Origin of the sequence: Alkalibacterium putridalgicola (genome assembly GCF_040959045.1) — a bacterium.
GTDB lineage: Bacteria > Bacillota > Bacilli > Lactobacillales > Carnobacteriaceae_A > Alkalibacterium > Alkalibacterium putridalgicola.
The window spans coordinates 2,434,950-2,453,044 of sequence record NZ_CP162615.1 but is presented as its reverse complement, the minus strand read 5'-3'; the positions used below and the strand labels follow the sequence as shown (position 1 = coordinate 2,453,044).

The following is an 18,095-nucleotide window of genomic DNA, read 5'->3' as shown; positions in this document are numbered from 1 at the left end:
AACTAAAAAACTCCCAAAAATTTTCGCTAAAGAAAAAAAGCTGACATTTTTAGTTAAAGAAAAACGGTTACAATAAAAGAGTAAAGAAACCGATTTCAAAAACTACTCATTATACAGGAGGAACTTATTATGAAAGATACTAAGTACATTATGTCCATTGATCAAGGAACAACGAGCTCACGAGCAATTATTTATGACAAACAATTAAACACGATTGGAAGCTCGCAAAAAGAGTTTACGCAAATTTTCCCTCAGAATGGTTGGGTAGAACATAACCCTAATGAAATCTGGAATTCGGTTCAGTCCGTTATTGCTGGAGCATTTATCGAATCTGGTGTCAAACCAGATGAAATCGCAGGAATCGGGATCACTAATCAACGAGAAACTACAATTATCTGGGATAAGGAAACAGGCTTGCCTATTTATAACGCAGTTGTATGGCAATCTCGTCAATCAGCACCGATTGCATCTAAACTGTACGAAGCTGGATATTCAGAAATGATTCATGAAAAGACTGGGTTAATTATCGATTCTTATTTCTCAGCTACGAAGATCCGCTGGATTCTTGATAATGTAGAAGGGGCACAAGAACGCGCTGAAAATGGTGAATTAATGTTTGGTACAGTCGATACTTGGCTTGTATGGAAATTAACGGGTGGTGAATCATTTGTCACAGACTACTCAAATGCAAGTCGTACAATGCTCTATAATATTCATAAATTAGAATGGGATCAGGAAATTTTAGATTTATTAAATATCCCACTTGCTATGATGCCGGAAGTTAGATCCAACTCAGAAGTGTATGGTAACACTGCAAATTACCATTTCTACGGAGCCAATACCCCTATATCGGGAATGGCAGGAGACCAGCAGGCAGCATTATTCGGACAAATGGCTTTTGAGCCTGGAATGGTTAAAAACACGTACGGAACAGGATCGTTTATCGTCATGAACACGGGTGAAAAACCACAGTTATCAGAAAACAATCTACTAACTACAATTGGTTACGGTATCAATGGGAAAATATACTACGCATTAGAGGGGAGTATTTTTGTTGCCGGGTCTTCCGTTCAATGGTTACGTGATGGACTGAAAATGATTGAAAACTCTTCGGATTCAGAAGCTTTGGCTAAGAAATCTAAAAATGACAACGAAGTCTTTGTTGTTCCGGCCTTCACTGGATTAGGTGCACCTTACTGGGATTCTGATGCACGCGGATCTGTCTTTGGCTTAACTCGTGGCACAACAAAAGAAGACTTCGTCAAGGCAACATTACAGTCTATTGCCTATCAGGCACGTGATGTTATCGATACGATGAATAAAGACGCTGGCATTGATATTCCTTTACTGAAAGTAGATGGTGGTGCAGCAAATAACGACTGGTTACTGCAATTCCAGGCAGATATCCTCGGAACAAAAGTCCAGCGTGCCCATAACCTGGAAACAACGGCACTAGGTGCAGCGTACTTAGCTGGATTAGCTGTCGGATTCTGGGAAAGTATGGATGAAATCAAGGATATGTACGAAGAAGGCGGAACATTTGAACCGAAAATGTCAGAAGAAGAACGTCAAAAACTATATAAAAACTGGAAATTAGCTGTGAAAGCAACGCAAGTGTTTAAGCCGGAAGCTTAGGAAATGAACAAGGAGGAAAAACGATGGTTTTCTCAATAGAGAGTAGAAAACAAGATATAGAAGTTCTGAAAAATGAAACATTAGATGTATTGATCATTGGGGGTGGGATCACAGGTGCTGGTGCTGCATTGCAGGCCAGTGCTTCTGGTCTGAAAACAGGACTTGTCGAAATGCAGGATTTTTCAGAAGGAACGTCTTCTCGCTCGACTAAACTTGTGCATGGTGGCTTGCGTTACTTAAAGAACTTTGATGTGGAAGTTGTAGCAGATACTGTACAGGAAAGAGCAGTTGTTCAAGGTATTGCACCGCATATCCCTAAAGCAGATCCGATGATTTTACCGATCTATGATGAATCGAATGCAACTTTTTCGATGTTTTCTCTTAAAATAGCAATGGATTTATACGATCAGTTAGCAAATGTCACTGGGACAAAATATGCAAACTATACGTTAACAAAAGAAGAAGTGCTGGGACGCGAACCACAACTTAACAGCGAAGGCTTACTAGGTGCTGGCGTTTACTTGGACTATCGAAACAACGATGCCCGTCTAGTGATTGAAAATATCAAACGTGCAGCGGAAGACGGCGGACATATGGTCAGTCGTATGAAAGTGGTTAAAATTATGCATGACGAAGACGGGAAAGCATCTGGAGCGGAAGTGGAAGACTTGCTGACTGGCGAGATCTTTTCTATTAAAGCAAGAACCGTTATGAATACAACTGGACCATGGTCAGATACGATTCGTCAAATGGATGATAAAATTGATGTCACACCACAAATGCGTCCGACAAAAGGTGTCCATCTGGTTGTAGATAACAAAACATTGTTTGTTCCACAGCCTACTTATTTTGATACGGGTAAAGAGGATGGCAGAATGGTCTTTGTCATTCCACGTGAAGATAAGACCTATTTCGGAACGACAGATACAGATTATAATGGTGACTTATCAAATCCAACTGTAGAACAAGAAGATGTAGATTACTTATTGGAAATCGTTAATAGTCGTTACCCATCTGCTAATATAACGATCAATGATATTGAATCAAGTTGGGCAGGGTTACGTCCGCTGATTGCAACGAACAGTGGATCTGATTATAACGGTTTGAGTAATCAGACGATCACAGATGAGAGTATTGATGCCGTGCTCTCTACCGTTGAACAATACCAGCAAGGAGACGTTGAACGTTATGAAGTAGCCGATGTATTGAAAAATATCAAAAAAACAAATTCAGAAACAGAGACGAATCCTTCAACCCTTTCTCGAGGAAGTTCCCTTGAAATCGATGAGGATGGCATGATAACAGTAGCGGGTGGCAAAATCACTGACTACCGTAAAATGGCGCTGGGAGCGGTCAAAAAAGTAATTGAAATATTAGACAGAGACTACAATAAATCTTATAAACTGATTGATTCAGCAACGTATTCTGTTTCTGGTGGGAAAATCGATCCGAAAAAAGTAGATGAAGAAACTGAGGCATTAGCCCAATCGGGTGTGGAAAAAGGGCTGAGTGAGTTTGAGGCTGGCTATTTGGCTAATTTATACGGATCAAACACACCTAAAGTCTACGCATTACTAGACGAAGTCGATCAGATAGACGGATTGACTTTAGCAGATACGCTCAGTCTTCACTACGCGATGCGTGAAGAAATGGCGTTGAGACCAAGTGATTTCCTGATTCGTCGTACAAATCATATGCTGTTTATGCGTGACACTTTGGACAGCATCATCGAACCAGTCATCTCAGAAATGGCTCGATATCATGATTGGTCAGACCAAAATAGAATTAACTATACAAATGAATTAGAAAAAGCAATTGCCGAATCTGATTTAAAAAGATTAAAGGGAGCCGTGAATTAAATGACAGGAAATACGTTGACACTTTTTAGTGAATTTTTAGGTACCATGTTTCTGATTTTACTGGGTAATGGTGTAGTAGCTGCAGTCAGCTTGAAAAAAAGTAAAGCTGAAGGAGCAGGATGGGTCGCTATAACAATGGGATGGGGTGCAGCTGTAACACTAGCTGTTTACGTCTCAGGATTTATGGGACCTGCTCATTTAAACCCTGCTGTAACACTTGGATTTGCTATCATTGGGGATTTAGAATGGGCAATGGTTGTTCCATTCATCTTGGCTCAGACTGCTGGAGGAATTGCAGGTGCGGTATTGGTTTGGTTGACCTATTTAGTTCATTATAAAGAAACGACCGATCAAGCAGCGATTCTCGGAACCTTTGCCACTGGGACAGAAATTCGAGATAATACAGCTAACATCTTATCTGAAACAATCGGTACATTCGTATTGGTATTCGTTCTGATGATATTTGGTGAAAATACGTTTTCTGAAGGGTTGAATCCGCTAGTTGTAGGGATACTGATTCTTTCGATCGGTCTTTCATTAGGTGGATCCACAGGGTATGCAATCAACCCTGCTCGTGATTTGGGGCCACGAATTGCCCACCAATTACTCCCGATAAAACACAAAGGTGATTCTAAATGGGAATACTCTTGGATTCCCATAGTTGGCCCAATGCTCGGTGCAGTTGCAGCAGCAGCACTGTATATGGTCATTCTATAAGCAGAATATATAATAGAAAGTAGAGTACCTGCTATCAAAGTCTTTCTGATTTTGATGGCAGGCATTTTACATTACATTAGAAAATAAGTATCAGCTATAAATGGGTTTTAACAGAATCTTTTGATGAGTAAAATCGAGTCTAATTATCGGGAAAGTAGAATATCTAATGAATAGTTGCGTAGCTCTGTAGAAGAAAAGGCCCCCCTAAACTCAGAGATGTTGGAAGTATAGTGGGACTATACCAGCGGCATTCAATTTACACCTTTAAAGTCCAAAGCATATAAGTTCTTGAAAATGTTTTTTTGGGGAGTCAGAAATGGTTCGATAAATGTTTGATCGTCATGTAACTTCATCGCTATCCAGCTGTTCGTAGATTAATGGTATACGAGCTTTGTATTGATTGACTAGAACTTGTTACATTAAATCAGGAGTGCATTAGCTGAGGTATGTGTGAATCTAGATGTTACCCAATGGGAAATTAAATTCTTGATAAGCTAATCACTGTTGGCCAACCCCTGCAGTGGTAAGCTTATTTTTTTGTCCACTTTTTTATCAGTTTACATGCATCTCAAAAAACACACACCGTTTGTCTGATCTATTCAACCTAGACATCAGTAAATCCAGAATTTTTCGACTAAAATTAAAAATAGATGAGTGAAAATTTCTGTTTTAAGATGAGTGGAACACGAACATCTCGATTGAAGATAAAAATGATAACAGCTTATGTAAGCGGTTATAAAGATGTAAAAGCGAACTAAAAACGCTTACAATTAAAAAATGTTAAAAAAACACTTGCTATATTAGAGTATTCTAATTATAATTCGATTATATTAAATTAAAAAACTCTAATTATTTACACATAATTAGGTTCGGGGGAGAAACTATGAAAAACTTAAGCAAAAAAAGTCTCTGGCTTAGCGGAGCAGCATCATTATTACTTTTAAGTGCATGTGATACCGAGGCAACAGACGAAGTGGATGAATCTGTAGAAGCTGAAGCGCCAGCAGAGACAGATGAACAGGTACTGAATGTCCAGCTGAATGTTGAAGTGGCTTCCATGGATCCTCAGATCGCAACAGACGGCACCTCGTTTGAAGTCATCGCTAATACGATCGAAGGCTTGTACCAAACAGATTCAGATGGACAAGCGGTTCCTGCACTGGTTGAGTCGGCTGAAAAAGGGGAAGACGGCTTAAGCTATACATTCAAATTGAGAGAAGATGCAACATGGTCAAATGGGGAACCTGTTACAGCTCACGATTTTGTTTATGCCTGGCGTCGACTGGCTGATCCGGATACCGGCAGTGAGTACAGCTACATTATGGGGATAGCTGGACTTGTCAATGCCAACGAAGTGCTTGCTGGGGAGAAAGCACCGGAAGAATTGGGAGTACAAGCTTCTGATGATTATACACTAGATGTGCAATTAGCTAATCCGGTCCCTTATTTTGAAAGTCTGATGTCATTCATTCCATTCTTTCCACTTAATGAAGACTTCATGACTGAAGTGGGCGATTCATACGGCACATCACCAGAAACGCTGCTGGCAAACGGTGCGTATGAGGTGTCAAGTTATGAACCAGCCGCAACGACCATTGAACTGGATAAAAATGAAGAGTATTACGATGCAGATAATGTCGTCCTGGATGGTGTGGACTATCAGGTCATCAAGGATTCACAGCAGGCGATGCTTTCTTACCAGAACGGGGATCTGGATCTGGTGACACTGGCCGGCGAACAAGTGGATCTGTTTAAAGATGATCCTGAATTTGTCAATGTTCAGGCAGGATACCTTTGGTACATCTCGCCTAACACTTTAGTGGAAGGCCTGGAAAATGCCAACTTGAGAAAAGCTTTAGCGACGTCCTTTGATAAACAGCAGATCACAGATACGATTTTAAAAGATGGGTCTGTACCGGCTGACTATATCATTCCTGACGGCCTGGCTGTAGGCCCTGACGGCAAAGACTTCCGCGAAACCTCAGACACTTATCTGGAATACGATCCAGAAGGAGCAAAGGAATCTTTAGAAGCAGCTAAATCTGAATTAGGACAAGATTCATTCACTTTCGGCCTGCTTGTTGAAGATACAGAAAGTGCAATAAACGTGGCACAAGTACTGAAATCACAGATCGAAAGCAACTTGGATGGCGTCACGATCGAAATCGAACAAATGCCTAAGAAAACACGTCTGGAACGTATGAAACAGGCAGATTACGATCTAGGTCTGACACGATGGGGTCCTGACTACGCTGATCCGATGACGTATGCGGATCTTTGGGTGACGGACGGAAACAACAATGACGGCTCATGGTCGAATGCAGACTATGATGAACTCGTCTACTCTTCTATCGATGGCGAATTGTCATTAGATGATGAAGCACGATGGGAAGCTTTGAAAGAAGCGGAATCCATATTGTTGAATGATGCTGGTGTCCTTCCTGTTTACCAGAAAGGGAATGCTGTCATGGTTCAGGACAATGTTTCAGGTATCGATTTCCATGCAGTGGGACTGCCGCGCGTGTATAAATTTGCTGTAAAAGAATAATCGCAGTTAAGGAGAAGGCGTATATGGAAAAGTAAAGCTATCAAGTTTTTCTAGCTTTTACTTCTTCTCAGATACGCCTTTTTACTTTTATAAAGTGAAAGGAACGTCAACATGAAGAAATATATTTTAAAGCGTGTAGGGATGTCGGTGGTCACGTTACTGGTCATCGTCCTGGTCCTGTTCGTCCTGATGCAGCTGCTTCCGGGTTCGCCCTTTAACGATGAGAGACTGAGCATAGAACAGCAGCAAGTCCTGATGAGTAAGTATGGGCTGAATGATTCCGCACCTGTTCAGTTTTTCCGCTACGTCAGAAATATGCTGACAGGGGATTTCGGCAAGTCTTATACCATTTCCAAAGATACAGATGTTTCCCTGCTACTACAGAACCGTCTGCCTACTTCCTTGCTTTTAGGTGGACTCTCTATCCTGCTGGGATCTGTAGCGGGTCTCTTTTTAGGGGTAGCCGCTGCTCTGAAACACAATAGTCTGCTCGATTCCGCCGCGACCTTTTTCTCAGTTATCGGGGTATCGATTCCTTCTTACGTGTTCGCGCTGGGCTTATCTTACTTTTTTGGTTTCCAGTTAAGCTGGCTGCCGATGCTCTATAACGCTGACGACGGCTTACGAGCGTTCGCCTTACCGGCCGTTGCGTTAAGTATGACCGTTATGGCTACAGTGGCAAGGTTTACCCGTACCGAGATGATCGAGGTGCTGAATTCCGATTACATGCAGCTGGTCGAGAGTAAAGGCGTCTCAGGTGTGCATCTGATCTTCAAGCATGCCCTGCGCAATGCCTCGATATCGATCATCACGATCCTGGGCCCACTGGTTGTGAGTCTGATGACCGGCAGTCTGGTCGTTGAAAAAATCTTTTCGATTCCGGGTATCGGACAACTCATGGTCCAGGCTATTCAGTCCAATGACTATAATGTCATTCTGGCCTTGGCTTTTGTCTACAGTGCCTTGTACATTTTTGTTATGCTGGCCGTGGATATATTATACGGGGTCCTGGATCCGCGTATTCGTTTAGCGAAGGAGGATGCACATGGATAAACCACTCAACCGCCCAATACAACAGACATTGAATGACTTTTCCTTCATAGGTCAGGATAATGTCCGTGTCATGGATGAAGTCTATGAAGAGGATTCGTTCTGGAAACAGCTAGTCAAGCGCATAGCCAAGAATAAAGGATCTGTGTTCGGATTTGTGACGATCACACTGATTATTTTCATGGCGCTTGTAGGACCGATGATCTCAGGGTATGAGTTCGATGAACAGATAGCGGGTCATGAAAGCATGGCTCCCCGCATCCCCGTACTGGAAAATTTCGGGATATTTGACGGGTCTGAAACACTGAAAACGTCGACAGGCGAACTGGTCGTCAATAAATATGAAACCATTGAAGGTGGAGAAGATGCCTATCACTGGTTTGGTACAGATGTTTTAGGGAGAGACCTTTTCACACGAACATGGGTCGGGACTCGTATCTCACTCTACATCGCCTTAGTGGCGGTCATCGTTGATGTCTTTATCGGGATGTCGTACGGCATGATCTCGGGCTATTACGGCGGGAAGGTCGATAACGCCATGCAGCGAAGTGTCGAAGTCTTGAACGGCATACCGAATCTAGTTGTAGTTACCTTGCTGATCATCGTGCTGAAGCCGGGACTGATGAGTATCACACTGGCGATCGCGATCACAGGCTGGATCGGTATGAGCCGGGTCTCGCGGGCGTCCATGCTGAAGCTGAAGGAAAGCGAGTATGTGCTCGCCGCCAGGACGATGGGAGCCAAAGACATGACCATCATGTATAAAGAGATCTTACCGAATATCTTTTCTCAATTACTGATCATGTCGATGTTCTCCATTCCGAATGCTATTTTTACAGAGGCGTTTCTGGCCTTTGTCGGTATCGGCATCCCGGTCCCGATGGCTTCATTAGGCTCTCTGATCTCTGAGAATTTCAAATCCCTGACGACGCACTTTTATATGATCGTGCCGCCGGTCCTGGTGTTAGCTCTATTGATGCTGAGCTTCAACCTGCTGGCAGATGGGCTGAGAGATGCCTTGGATCCAACCATGAAAGAGGTGTAATGAAAGATGAGAGAAAAAATATTGGAAGTACGTGATCTGGCTATTACATTCAATACGTCAGCCGGAAAAGTGAGAGCCGTTCGTGGGGTCGATCTTGATCTGCACAAAGGCGAAACCGTTGCTATCGTTGGTGAATCGGGAAGCGGTAAATCGGTGACGACGAAAGCCATCATGGGTATTTTAAGCAATAATGGAGCGATCGATAGTGGAGAAATCCATTATACGTTCGAACACGAAGGCGAAACCGTCACTGAGAACCTGCTTGACTTTTCAAAGAAACAGATGCGAAAAACGATCAACGGCAAGCATATCGCCATGATTTTTCAGGATCCCATGACCTCTCTGGATCCCACGATGAGTATTGGGAACCAGATCATCGAAGGCATGCGGACCCATTATAAAACAAAGAAAAATGAAGCACAGAAAAAAGCAGTGGAGTTATTGGAGCTCGTAGGAATCACTGATCCTGAAAGTCGGATGAAAAACTATCCGCATCAGTTGTCAGGCGGTATGCGCCAACGGATCGTTATCGCGATCGCTCTGGCCTGCGATCCTGATGTCCTGATCTGTGATGAACCGACGACGGCTTTAGATGTAACGATCCAGGCGAAAATCCTGGAACTGATCCAGGATATCCAGAAGAAAACGGGTATATCCGTTATTTACATCACGCATGACTTGGGCGTTGTGGCCAAAGTGGCGGAGTACGTCAACGTCATGTACGCAGGCAAGATAGTGGAAAAAGGGACGGTGGAAGATATTTTCTATGATCCTAAACACCCCTATACCTGGGGACTGTTGCTGGCGATGCCTGACCTGGAAACGAACACGGATAAACTGGTTTCCATTCCCGGCAACCCGCCGAACATGGCGCATGACATTGTCGGGGACCCTTTTTATCCGAGAAACACGTATGCTTTGCATATCGATAAAAAGGTAGAACCGCCGCTTATAGAAGTGTCAGAAACCCACTCCGCCGCAACATGGCTTTTGAGTGAACAGGGACCAGAATACTCTTTGCCCGTTGAACTGGAAGACCGTATAACACGCATGAAAGAGGAGGCTAAACTTTATGCTGCAGGCTAACCAACCCCTTTTAGAAGTAAAGGATTTAAAACAGCATTTCAAGATCAGTCGCAAGTTTACGGTGAAAGCCGTGGACGGAGTCTCGTTCAAGATCTATCCCGGAGAAACTTACGGTTTAGTGGGCGAATCAGGAAGCGGCAAATCAACGATCGGACGTTCAGTCATCCGCCTGCACGACATTACGGATGGACAGATCACGTTTAAAGATAAAAATATATCCGGAAAGATGGATAAGGATACACAGAAAGTCCTGCGAACGAATATGCAGATGATTTTTCAGGATCCGATGGCCAGCCTGAACCCGCGCAAAAATGTCTTGGACAGTGTGGCGCAGGGACTGGATATCCATGGTCTTTATGACAGTCAGGCCGAGAGGAACGAGCGGGTCCTTGAGATATTAGAACGCGTCGGTTTGTCCAAAGAATTTGCCGGCCGCTTTCCGAGTCAGTTTTCCGGCGGTCAGCGTCAGCGTATCGGTATCGCCCGCGCGCTGATCATGAATCCCGACCTGATCATTGCGGACGAAGCCATCAGTGCACTGGATGTATCGATACAGGCGCAGATCGTCAATTTGATGAAAGAGATCCAGGAAGAAACGAATGTTGCGTATCTCTTCATCGCGCATGACCTGTCGATGGTACGCTATATTTCAGACCGGATCGGCGTCTTGCATCTGGGGCATATGATCGAAACAGGAACGACAGAAGAGATTTTCTCGAACCCGCTTCATCCCTATACCCAGTCGCTGCTTTCAGCTATCCCGCATCCAAATCCGATCATCGAACAGAAGCGTACGGCTTTGAGCTACGATTATGCGACCAGCGGCCTGGATTATTCTGAAGGGACTCTGCATAATGTTGGAGGCACGCATGAAGTTTTAGGTACGGACGAAGAAGTGAACGACTGGTTAAGCAAAAATACGATGAAAGAAGTCGTAGGTATCAGTTAATAGTATTTTAATAAGGAGACAGTAGAATCGGGACGATTCTGCTGTCTTTTTCCAATTGAAAGGATCTTTAGAGTGGTTGAAAGGCTGCTTGCGTGCCCTTCGCGAGAGAGGCAGAGTAGCGAAGGTAACGGAAAGTCAGATTGTGTGCCCTTCGCGAAGCATCACGAGTGACGAAGGTCACAAAAGTACGGTATATGTGCCCTTCGCGAAGCGACACGAGCTGTGAAGGTCACAAAAGTACGGTATATGTACCTTTCGCGAAGCGACACGAGCTGTGAAGGTCACAAAAGTACGGTATATGTGCCCTTCGCGAAGCATCACGAGTGGCGAAGGTCACAAAAGTACGGTATATGTACCTTTCGCGAAGCATCAGGAACAACGAAGGTCACAAAAGAGCGGTATATGTGCCCTTCGCGAAGCAGCAGGAACAACGAAGGTCACAAAAGAGCGGTATATGTGCCCTTCATGAACCATCAGGAACAGCGAAGATCACGAAAAGGACGATTGTATTATATGGAAGAATACGAAGAGGGTCCTCAATATTCTTGAAATTCAAAGCATCTGTTAATACATTAATGATAACGGATACATCATTATTGAGTTAATAATGACAGAGTGATACGATTAAATAGTTGACAGACTTAACCAGAAGGTGATGAAGAGGGTTTTACAGCAGAAAAATATTCTAAGGAGGAAAGATCAAATGCAATATACTTATTTAGGACGAACAGGACTTAAAGTCAGCAGACTGTGTTTAGGAACGATGAACTTTGGATCTTACACCAGTGAAGAAGATGCTTTTGCCATAATGGACAGAGCGTTGGAAGCAGGAATCAACTTCTTCGATACAGCAAATGTTTACGGCGGCAGCGGTCAAAGAGGACGTACTGAAGAAATTATCGGTCGCTGGTTTGCACAAGGCGGAGGGCGCCGGGAAAAAGTCGTTCTGGCAACTAAAGTGTACGGCGGTATGGAAGATGAAACAGATGGACCGAATAAAGAAAGCGGACTGTCTGCTTACAAGATCCGCCGACATTTGGAAGCGTCCTTAAAACGTCTGCAGACGGATCATGTCGAGCTGTATCAGATGCATCATATCGAACGTCATGCACCGTGGGAAGAAATCTACGGGGTATTTGAAACATTAGTGAATAAAGGGAAAACGCATTATATTGGATCAAGCAACTTTGCAGGCTTCCACCTTGCCATGGCTCAGGCCGCGGCTGAGAAACGAAACTTTCTCGGTTTAGTATCTGAGCAGCACAAATATAATTTACTGTGCAGACTTCCGGAATTAGAAGTCCTGCCAGCAGCCAAAGAGCTGGGTATCGGTGTCATTCCATGGAGCCCATTAGGCGGCGGACTGCTTAGCGAAAAAATCCTGGATCCGGAACCTGGTTCACGAAGTGAAAAGAGGGCCGCAGAACTCTCAGGCAAGGAGCGCAGTCAGCTGGAAGATTATTCCAAGCTATGTAAAGAATTGGGTGAGTCGGAACCAAATGTTGCTTTGGCCTGGCTGTTAGCTAACCCGGCTGTGACAGCGCCTATCATAGGTCCAAGAACGATGGACCAGCTGGAGCAGGCACTCAAGGCTCTTGAAATAAATCTAACAGAAGATGTTATGGAGGAACTCGACCGAATCTTCCCAGGTCCGGGCGGGCGTGCTCCGGAAGCCTATGCGTGGTAAAGAGTGTCATCTCAACAACTATCAATATAAGAAGTGAAACCGGCGGTCGCATCTCATCTAATGAAGGGGAAGAGATCTCTATCGAAGGACAGAAACTCACAGAAATCAGACCGAATCACTGGGTCCTTCAATAAACAGAAGATTATAGTGTTCACACGCGCCCGCAGCGCGTATGTTCCACTTGAGAGTTTTATAATAGTTAAGAGCACCAGCTTCTGCGTCGTAAAGACCGGAAGCTGGTGCTCTTTTTCTTTTGGGATATCATTCATTTTCAAATTGATCTGCTATCCAGAACAAACTATCATTAGACGCTTCAGACAAAATCTGATGGTACTCGGTACCGTTAGAATCTCTGATAATCGTATCACTTAACTTTTCGTACTCTTGACTGAAACCGTGAGCGGTCACAATATATTTATCTTTATCTACTTCTATGCGAAGATCTTCATATTCATTGACTTCGTGGCCATCAGTGGCTGTCTCTCGGGGTCCGTAGTGATAGTAAACAGCTACACTGTTTCTGTCGAACGAAACCAAAGATTGTCGTATGTTTTGTGAAGAATCATAAGTCATCTCCCAAGTAGAGTAATGTAAGTCACTGGGACTCAGACCGAGTTCATTCATTTGTGTTGTCTGGCGTTCTCTCAGGATGAAAAACAAGCTAAAGCTACTTACAAGGGTCAAAACAATAATCAATGCGATGTTTAATATTTTTCTCCGCTCGCTTTTCTTGACCTTCTTAGTGATATCTTCCACCATAGTCGAATCGTTTTTTAATAAATCATCCAAAGGAATCGCGTAGAGTTCACTTACTGCAACGAGTACATCCAGGTCGGGATATGTACGTCCAACTTCCCAACTGGAAATCGTTTGTCTTGAAACATGCAAGATCTCAGCCAGTTCTTTTTGGGTGAGATTTGCTTCTTGTCTTTTCTCTTTCAGTTTCTGTCCAATTTTCATCTTCTCGCCTCCATAAATCAATCTTACCAGAATCCCTATCCATTAACCTAGCTACATTTTGTATATTAACGAAAAAGGCTGATATAATGGGCTGCTACAAAGCGTTGCCTGCGTTTTATGAGCTGGAAGGAGCTACGAAGGGCACGGAAAATCGGATTGTGTAACCTTCGTGAGTTGGGATGAGCTGTGAAGGTAACGGAAAAGTGGATTGAGTGCCCTTCACGAGATTGGAAGAGCTGTGAAGGTAACGGGAAGATGAATTGAGTGCCCTTCACGAGATTGGAAGAGCTGTGAAGGTAACGGGAAGATGAATTGTGTGCCCTTCGTAAGTTTGGAAGAGGTATGAAGGTAAAGGGAAGTTGGATTGCGTGCCTTTCACGAGGGGGAAAGGTGTCCGGAGGTAACGGAAAGTCAGTTTGTGTGCCCTTCATGAATCGGCAAGAGCTGCGAAGGTCACAAAAAGGATGTATATGTGCCCTTCGAGAATCAACCGGAGCTACGAAGGTCACAAAAGAGCAGTATATGAGCCCTTCACGAGCTAGAAGGAGATGTGAAGGTCACAAAAAGAGAGTATATGTGCCCTTCATGAACCAGCAGGAGTTTCGAAGGTCACAAAAGAGCAGTATATGTGCCCTTCGTGGGTCAACAGGAGTTATGAAGGTCACAAAAAGATAGTATATGTGCCCTTCATGAACTAGCAAGAGCTGCGAAGGTCACAAAAAAGATGTATATGTGCCCTTCGCAGATCGCAGAACATACTGAGGGTCACAAAAGGTCCTTTAATATGAAAAAACCAAGTCCGAGGACTTGGTTTTCCTTTACGCAAGCAGGAGAGCATCTTCTGATACATCACTGCCGCTGTTCTTCTTGAATAGGTTGAGTAAATCAGGAACGGTCAGGTTTTTCTTTTCTTCGCCGGAGACGTCCACGACGATGCGACCGTTGTTCATCATGATCAGACGGTTGCCGTAGTGGATCGCTTGTTCCATGTTATGCGTGATCATCAAGGTTGTCAGGTTCTTTTCCTTGATGATTTGGTCCGTCAAGTCTAAAACCATCTGACTGGTTTTCGGATCCAGTGCTGCCGTATGCTCGTCTAAAAGTAACAGTTTAGGAGTAACGAGTGAGGCCATAAGCAGTGTCAAAGCTTGACGCTGACCACCGGAAAGGAGACCCACGTCCATTTTTAGACGGTCCTCTAAACCAAGCCCGAGCTTTTTCAGCTCATTTCGGTAAACTTCGCGTTCTTTTTTTCGAATGCCTCGACCGAGCCCGCGCTTTTTCCCGCGCTTCCAGGCGATGGCCAGGTTCTCTTCGATACTCAAGCGGGAAGCCGTCCCCATCTTGGAATCTTGGAACACACGGCTGATGTGAGAAGCCCGTTTATAGGCAGAGTCTTTCGTGATATCTGATCCACCCAACAGGATTTCTCCTTCATCGACAGGGAAACTGCCGGCGATACTGTTCAGGAAAGTGGATTTACCAGCGCCGTTACCCCCGATGACTGTAATAAAGTCACCTTTGTTTACAGTGAAATCGATACCTTTCAGGACATGGTTCTCATTGACCGATCCTGCTTCAAACGTCTTATGGATATTCTTCAGTTCTAACGCTGTAGCCATGATAGAGCGCCGCCTTTCTTAGTCGTTTTTGTCGATTTAACTTTTTTTTTCGGTTTAGACAGTTTATCTTGAACGGCTGGCAGGCGTAAAGCTAGTGCCAGTAAAATCGCAGAAAATACTTTCAAGTCCTGAGGGTTCACGTTCATTTCTAAAACGATCAGGATGAGCAGACGGTAAATGACGGAACCTAAAACGACCGTCAGTAAGCGTTTTGCGATCGACAAGTTACGGAAGAACACTTCACCGATAATGATGGAAGCCAGACCGATAACGATGGTCCCGATCCCCATGCTGATGTCCGCGTAGCCGTTGTTCTGGGCTAAAAGGGCACCGGATGTCGCGATCAGGCCGTTGCTCAGCATATAGCCGATCACTTTCATCACGTTGGTCCGGATACCGTTCGCTTCACTCATTTCATTATTGTCACCGGTTGAACGAATAGCCAGGCCCACTTCAGTGTGAAAGAACATATGAAGGGCAAGGATAACGAGTCCAACAGCGATTGATCCAACAAGCAGGACAGCATTCGTTTTGTTCAAGCCGAAACTTTCGACTGTTCGAATCAGCGTTCCTTCACCAAGCAGTGAAATATTGGCTTGTCCCATCACACGTAAGTTAATCGTGTAGAGACCAGTCATCGTAATGATACCGGATAAGAGTGCTGGAATCTTCCACTTCGTGTAAAGGAATCCTGAGACCAGACCGGCTGCCATGCCACCCAGAAGTGCGATCAGGACGGACAGCCATGGAGCCACACCGTTCACAATCAGACTGGTGCTGACGGCAGCCCCTAAAGGAAAACTGCCTTCAGCCGTTAAGTCGGCAACGTTCAATATTCTAAATGTGAGGTAGACACCGATCGCCATAATGGCCCAGAGCAGGCCTTGCGAGATGCTGGATAATAGTAAAGCCATGAACAGTTCCTCCTTATTCTTCTGAGATTGAAATGCTGTCAGGATCGATGCCTAACGCTTCAGCCATATCTTCATTGACAACAAGGTCAAATTCGTCAGACGTTTCGACAGCTAAGCTTTCAGGTGACGCATCATTTTCGATGATTTCTAAAGCCATTTGTGCTGTTTGACGTCCAAGTGCTTCGTAATCGATACCGTAAGTGGCTAAGCCGCCCGCTTCAACTTGATCAGTTGAACCCGCAACGACTGGCAGCTGGTATTCCATCGCGATTTCACCAACGGTATCCGCTGTACTTGCCAAGGTGTTGTCTGTAGGAATGTATAGCCCGTCGACGTCTGATGCCAGACTGGTCAGGACTTGTTGGACATCATTGGTAGTTGTGACTGTTGAAACCTGAACCGTTACACCGGCTGCTTCCAGTTCTTCAATGGCCATATTAGCCTGGATCTCCGAGTTCGGTTCACTGGAATTATAAATGATACCGATAGTTTCGGCGTCTGGAACAATGGATAAAAGCAGTTTGATCTGTTCTTCGATAGGCACCATATCGCTTGTGCCAGTTGAATTAGCTCCGGGTGCATCATTACTTTCGACTAAGCCTGCGTCGACTGGATCTGTGACGGCGGTAAAGAGGAGAGGCTTCTCCTGTTCGGCGGTAGCCAAGGCCTGAGCCGCCGGTGTCGCGATAGATAGCATCAAGTCATTGTTTCCGGATAATTGTTCACTCATGCTCTGAAGATTGGACTGGTCGCCTTGTGCGTTCATCACGTCGAAGTTGATCGATTCACCGTCAACGTAGCCGGCATCTTCAAGTTCAGCGATGAAGCCGTCTTTTGCGGCGGTCAGGGAATTGTGTTCCATGAACTGCAGGATACCTACGTTTACCGTTTCCTGCTCCCCATCTGCACTTTCTCCCGTATCCTCTGACCCGCAGGCTGCTAAAGTCAAGCCCACTAGTCCCGTCACTGCCATACCCATTGCTTTCTTTGTCATTAATTTTCTCATCTTTTTCTCCCCCTATGATTTTCTTCTTTTTTTTGAGTTAACGATAGGTCAACTCGCTCTTTCTAAAAATAAAAACACCCATCTAGATATAAATAATCTAAATGGGTGCCCCAAAAGTTCACGCGTATGTTAGCCATTTAGATTATTTCATCTATGTGGCTAAATTTGATCAACTCAAATTTCTTTAGCCATCACAGATACAAAGTCAGTTTTTATGCTGATGTTTGCATCCACGATGTCAGTCATGTCTACAAACAGTATCTAAAATAGCTAAAGTAGAAGTGATTCAATTGTTTAGTATGAAGCTGTGTCATTAACATGGTCGTCACTCCTGTAAAAGTTGATGTTCCTAGAATACGAGATAAATGAGAGTAAGTCAAGAGAAGTATTAAATTATTTTAATATTGTTATTCGTATTGTTATTCGTTTTTACAGAGAAAATTCGGGATTTGCTTTTAAATAAAAAGAGCTTTATATTATAAAAGAGAATATATGTTCGCTTTTTTTGAAAAGAGGTTGTTTTTTTGCCTCTTTTTTTCCTTTTATTAAGTGTATAAACAAATAATTGAGTAAATGAGGGAGTGGAATGAGTACCGATGAAAAAAGAACGGAAATGAAGCAGCAACTACGGGAACAATTTTTAAAAAAACCAACATATCGTCACTTAGGCAATCGTTATATAGAGACTAGGGATCCACATTTATTAAAAAAAATAAACCAAGATTATTCTAATTTGTAAATTTTTATCTTGCCATAAACAACACTTCAATAAATGGCAATAAAAGAAATAACAAACTGAGAAAAGGGAAGACTAGAGAGAACCACAGTCTTCTTTTTTTAAAATGAGGAAGGACTTTAGTTGCTTCAAAACACGCTTCTTTTAAATCTTTTGCTCTACTGTATATTTTACTTCCACAAATATTCTCCTTTCCTAATTTCCTAGATAATGGATAATAAAAACATAATATCTTTTATGATAGAGATAGTACCCCATAAAGCAAAGAGTTCCCGAGTTTT

Annotated in this window: 15 protein-coding genes; 11 read left to right on the top strand and 4 right to left on the bottom strand. The window is 43.7% G+C overall.

Going from position 1 to position 18,095, the window contains the following annotated elements:
- Positions 1-129: 129 nt before the first annotated feature.
- The 10 genes from glpK to AB4027_RS11560 all read left to right on the top strand — a co-directional run bounded on the left by glpK (position 130) and on the right by AB4027_RS11560 (position 12,710).
- On the top strand, positions 130-1,635 hold the full coding sequence (gene glpK, locus AB4027_RS11605) for a glycerol kinase GlpK (protein WP_368645467.1): 1,506 nt from the start codon (positions 130-132) through the stop codon (positions 1,633-1,635).
- Positions 1,636-1,658: 23 nt separating this feature from the next.
- Positions 1,659-3,494 carry a type 1 glycerol-3-phosphate oxidase gene (glpO, locus tag AB4027_RS11600; RefSeq protein WP_368645466.1) on the top strand — a complete coding sequence of 612 codons (1,836 nt, stop codon included), beginning with the start codon at positions 1,659-1,661 and terminating at the stop codon, positions 3,492-3,494.
- Positions 3,495-4,211, top strand: a complete 717-nt coding sequence (locus tag AB4027_RS11595; protein ID WP_091489380.1) for an MIP/aquaporin family protein — start codon at positions 3,495-3,497, stop codon at positions 4,209-4,211.
- 883 nt (positions 4,212-5,094) lie between these two features.
- Complete coding sequence (locus AB4027_RS11590) at positions 5,095-6,759, top strand: peptide ABC transporter substrate-binding protein (RefSeq protein WP_368645465.1); 1,665 nt, start codon at positions 5,095-5,097, stop codon at positions 6,757-6,759.
- Between the two features lie 111 nt (positions 6,760-6,870).
- A complete protein-coding gene (locus AB4027_RS11585) occupies positions 6,871-7,812 on the top strand; it encodes an ABC transporter permease (RefSeq protein WP_368645464.1) in 942 nt (313 codons plus the stop codon).
- Complete coding sequence (locus AB4027_RS11580; protein WP_368645463.1) at positions 7,805-8,854, top strand: ABC transporter permease; 1,050 nt, start codon at positions 7,805-7,807, stop codon at positions 8,852-8,854. The genes AB4027_RS11585 and AB4027_RS11580 overlap by 8 nt, the downstream gene beginning before the upstream one ends.
- A 6-nt stretch (positions 8,855-8,860) precedes the next feature.
- Complete coding sequence (locus AB4027_RS11575) at positions 8,861-9,940, top strand: ABC transporter ATP-binding protein (protein WP_091489387.1); 1,080 nt, start codon at positions 8,861-8,863, stop codon at positions 9,938-9,940.
- Positions 9,927-10,889, top strand: a complete 963-nt coding sequence (locus tag AB4027_RS11570) for an ABC transporter ATP-binding protein (protein ID WP_368645462.1) — start codon at positions 9,927-9,929, stop codon at positions 10,887-10,889. Before AB4027_RS11575 ends, AB4027_RS11570 begins: the two co-directional genes overlap by 14 nt.
- A gap of 703 nt (positions 10,890-11,592) precedes the next feature.
- Positions 11,593-12,576 carry an aldo/keto reductase gene (locus tag AB4027_RS11565; RefSeq protein WP_368645461.1) on the top strand — a complete coding sequence of 328 codons (984 nt, stop codon included), beginning with the start codon at positions 11,593-11,595 and terminating at the stop codon, positions 12,574-12,576.
- Entirely contained in the window at positions 12,570-12,710 is a 141-nt protein-coding gene (locus AB4027_RS11560) for a hypothetical protein (protein WP_177165569.1), read from the top strand. Before AB4027_RS11565 ends, AB4027_RS11560 begins: the two co-directional genes overlap by 7 nt.
- Positions 12,711-12,837: 127 nt before the next feature.
- Here the strand turns inward: AB4027_RS11560 and AB4027_RS11555 are convergent, their stop codons facing one another.
- From AB4027_RS11555 to AB4027_RS11540, 4 genes are all read right to left on the bottom strand, one after another.
- A complete protein-coding gene (locus tag AB4027_RS11555; protein WP_368645460.1) occupies positions 12,838-13,536 on the bottom strand; it encodes a helix-turn-helix transcriptional regulator in 699 nt (232 codons plus the stop codon).
- A gap of 818 nt (positions 13,537-14,354) precedes the next feature.
- Entirely contained in the window at positions 14,355-15,158 is an 804-nt protein-coding gene (locus tag AB4027_RS11550; protein WP_368645459.1) for an ABC transporter ATP-binding protein, read from the bottom strand.
- A complete protein-coding gene (locus tag AB4027_RS11545; RefSeq protein WP_368645458.1) occupies positions 15,143-16,072 on the bottom strand; it encodes an ABC transporter permease in 930 nt (309 codons plus the stop codon). Before AB4027_RS11545 ends, AB4027_RS11550 begins: the two co-directional genes overlap by 16 nt.
- Before the next feature lie 13 nt (positions 16,073-16,085).
- A complete protein-coding gene (locus tag AB4027_RS11540) occupies positions 16,086-17,078 on the bottom strand; it encodes an ABC transporter substrate-binding protein (protein ID WP_368645457.1) in 993 nt (330 codons plus the stop codon).
- A gap of 586 nt (positions 17,079-17,664) precedes the next feature.
- Here AB4027_RS11540 and AB4027_RS11535 point away from each other — a divergent pair.
- Entirely contained in the window at positions 17,665-17,817 is a 153-nt protein-coding gene (locus AB4027_RS11535) for a hypothetical protein (protein WP_368645456.1), read from the top strand.
- Positions 17,818-18,095: the final 278 nt, after the last annotated feature.

Coding starts and splice junctions, on each gene's coding strand:
- glpK (WP_368645467.1), top strand. CDS start 130: ATGAAAGATACTAAGTACATTATGTCCATTGATCAAGGAACAACGAGC.
- glpO (WP_368645466.1), top strand. CDS start 1,659: ATGGTTTTCTCAATAGAGAGTAGAAAACAAGATATAGAAGTTCTGAAA.
- AB4027_RS11595 (WP_091489380.1), top strand. CDS start 3,495: ATGACAGGAAATACGTTGACACTTTTTAGTGAATTTTTAGGTACCATG.
- AB4027_RS11590 (WP_368645465.1), top strand. CDS start 5,095: ATGAAAAACTTAAGCAAAAAAAGTCTCTGGCTTAGCGGAGCAGCATCA.
- AB4027_RS11585 (WP_368645464.1), top strand. CDS start 6,871: ATGAAGAAATATATTTTAAAGCGTGTAGGGATGTCGGTGGTCACGTTA.
- AB4027_RS11580 (WP_368645463.1), top strand. CDS start 7,805: ATGGATAAACCACTCAACCGCCCAATACAACAGACATTGAATGACTTT.
- AB4027_RS11575 (WP_091489387.1), top strand. CDS start 8,861: ATGAGAGAAAAAATATTGGAAGTACGTGATCTGGCTATTACATTCAAT.
- AB4027_RS11570 (WP_368645462.1), top strand. CDS start 9,927: ATGCTGCAGGCTAACCAACCCCTTTTAGAAGTAAAGGATTTAAAACAG.
- AB4027_RS11565 (WP_368645461.1), top strand. CDS start 11,593: ATGCAATATACTTATTTAGGACGAACAGGACTTAAAGTCAGCAGACTG.
- AB4027_RS11555 (WP_368645460.1), bottom strand. CDS start 13,536: ATGAAAATTGGACAGAAACTGAAAGAGAAAAGACAAGAAGCAAATCTC.
- AB4027_RS11550 (WP_368645459.1), bottom strand. CDS start 15,158: ATGGCTACAGCGTTAGAACTGAAGAATATCCATAAGACGTTTGAAGCA.
- AB4027_RS11545 (WP_368645458.1), bottom strand. CDS start 16,072: ATGGCTTTACTATTATCCAGCATCTCGCAAGGCCTGCTCTGGGCCATT.
- AB4027_RS11540 (WP_368645457.1), bottom strand. CDS start 17,078: ATGAGAAAATTAATGACAAAGAAAGCAATGGGTATGGCAGTGACGGGA.
- AB4027_RS11535 (WP_368645456.1), top strand. CDS start 17,665: ATGAGTACCGATGAAAAAAGAACGGAAATGAAGCAGCAACTACGGGAA.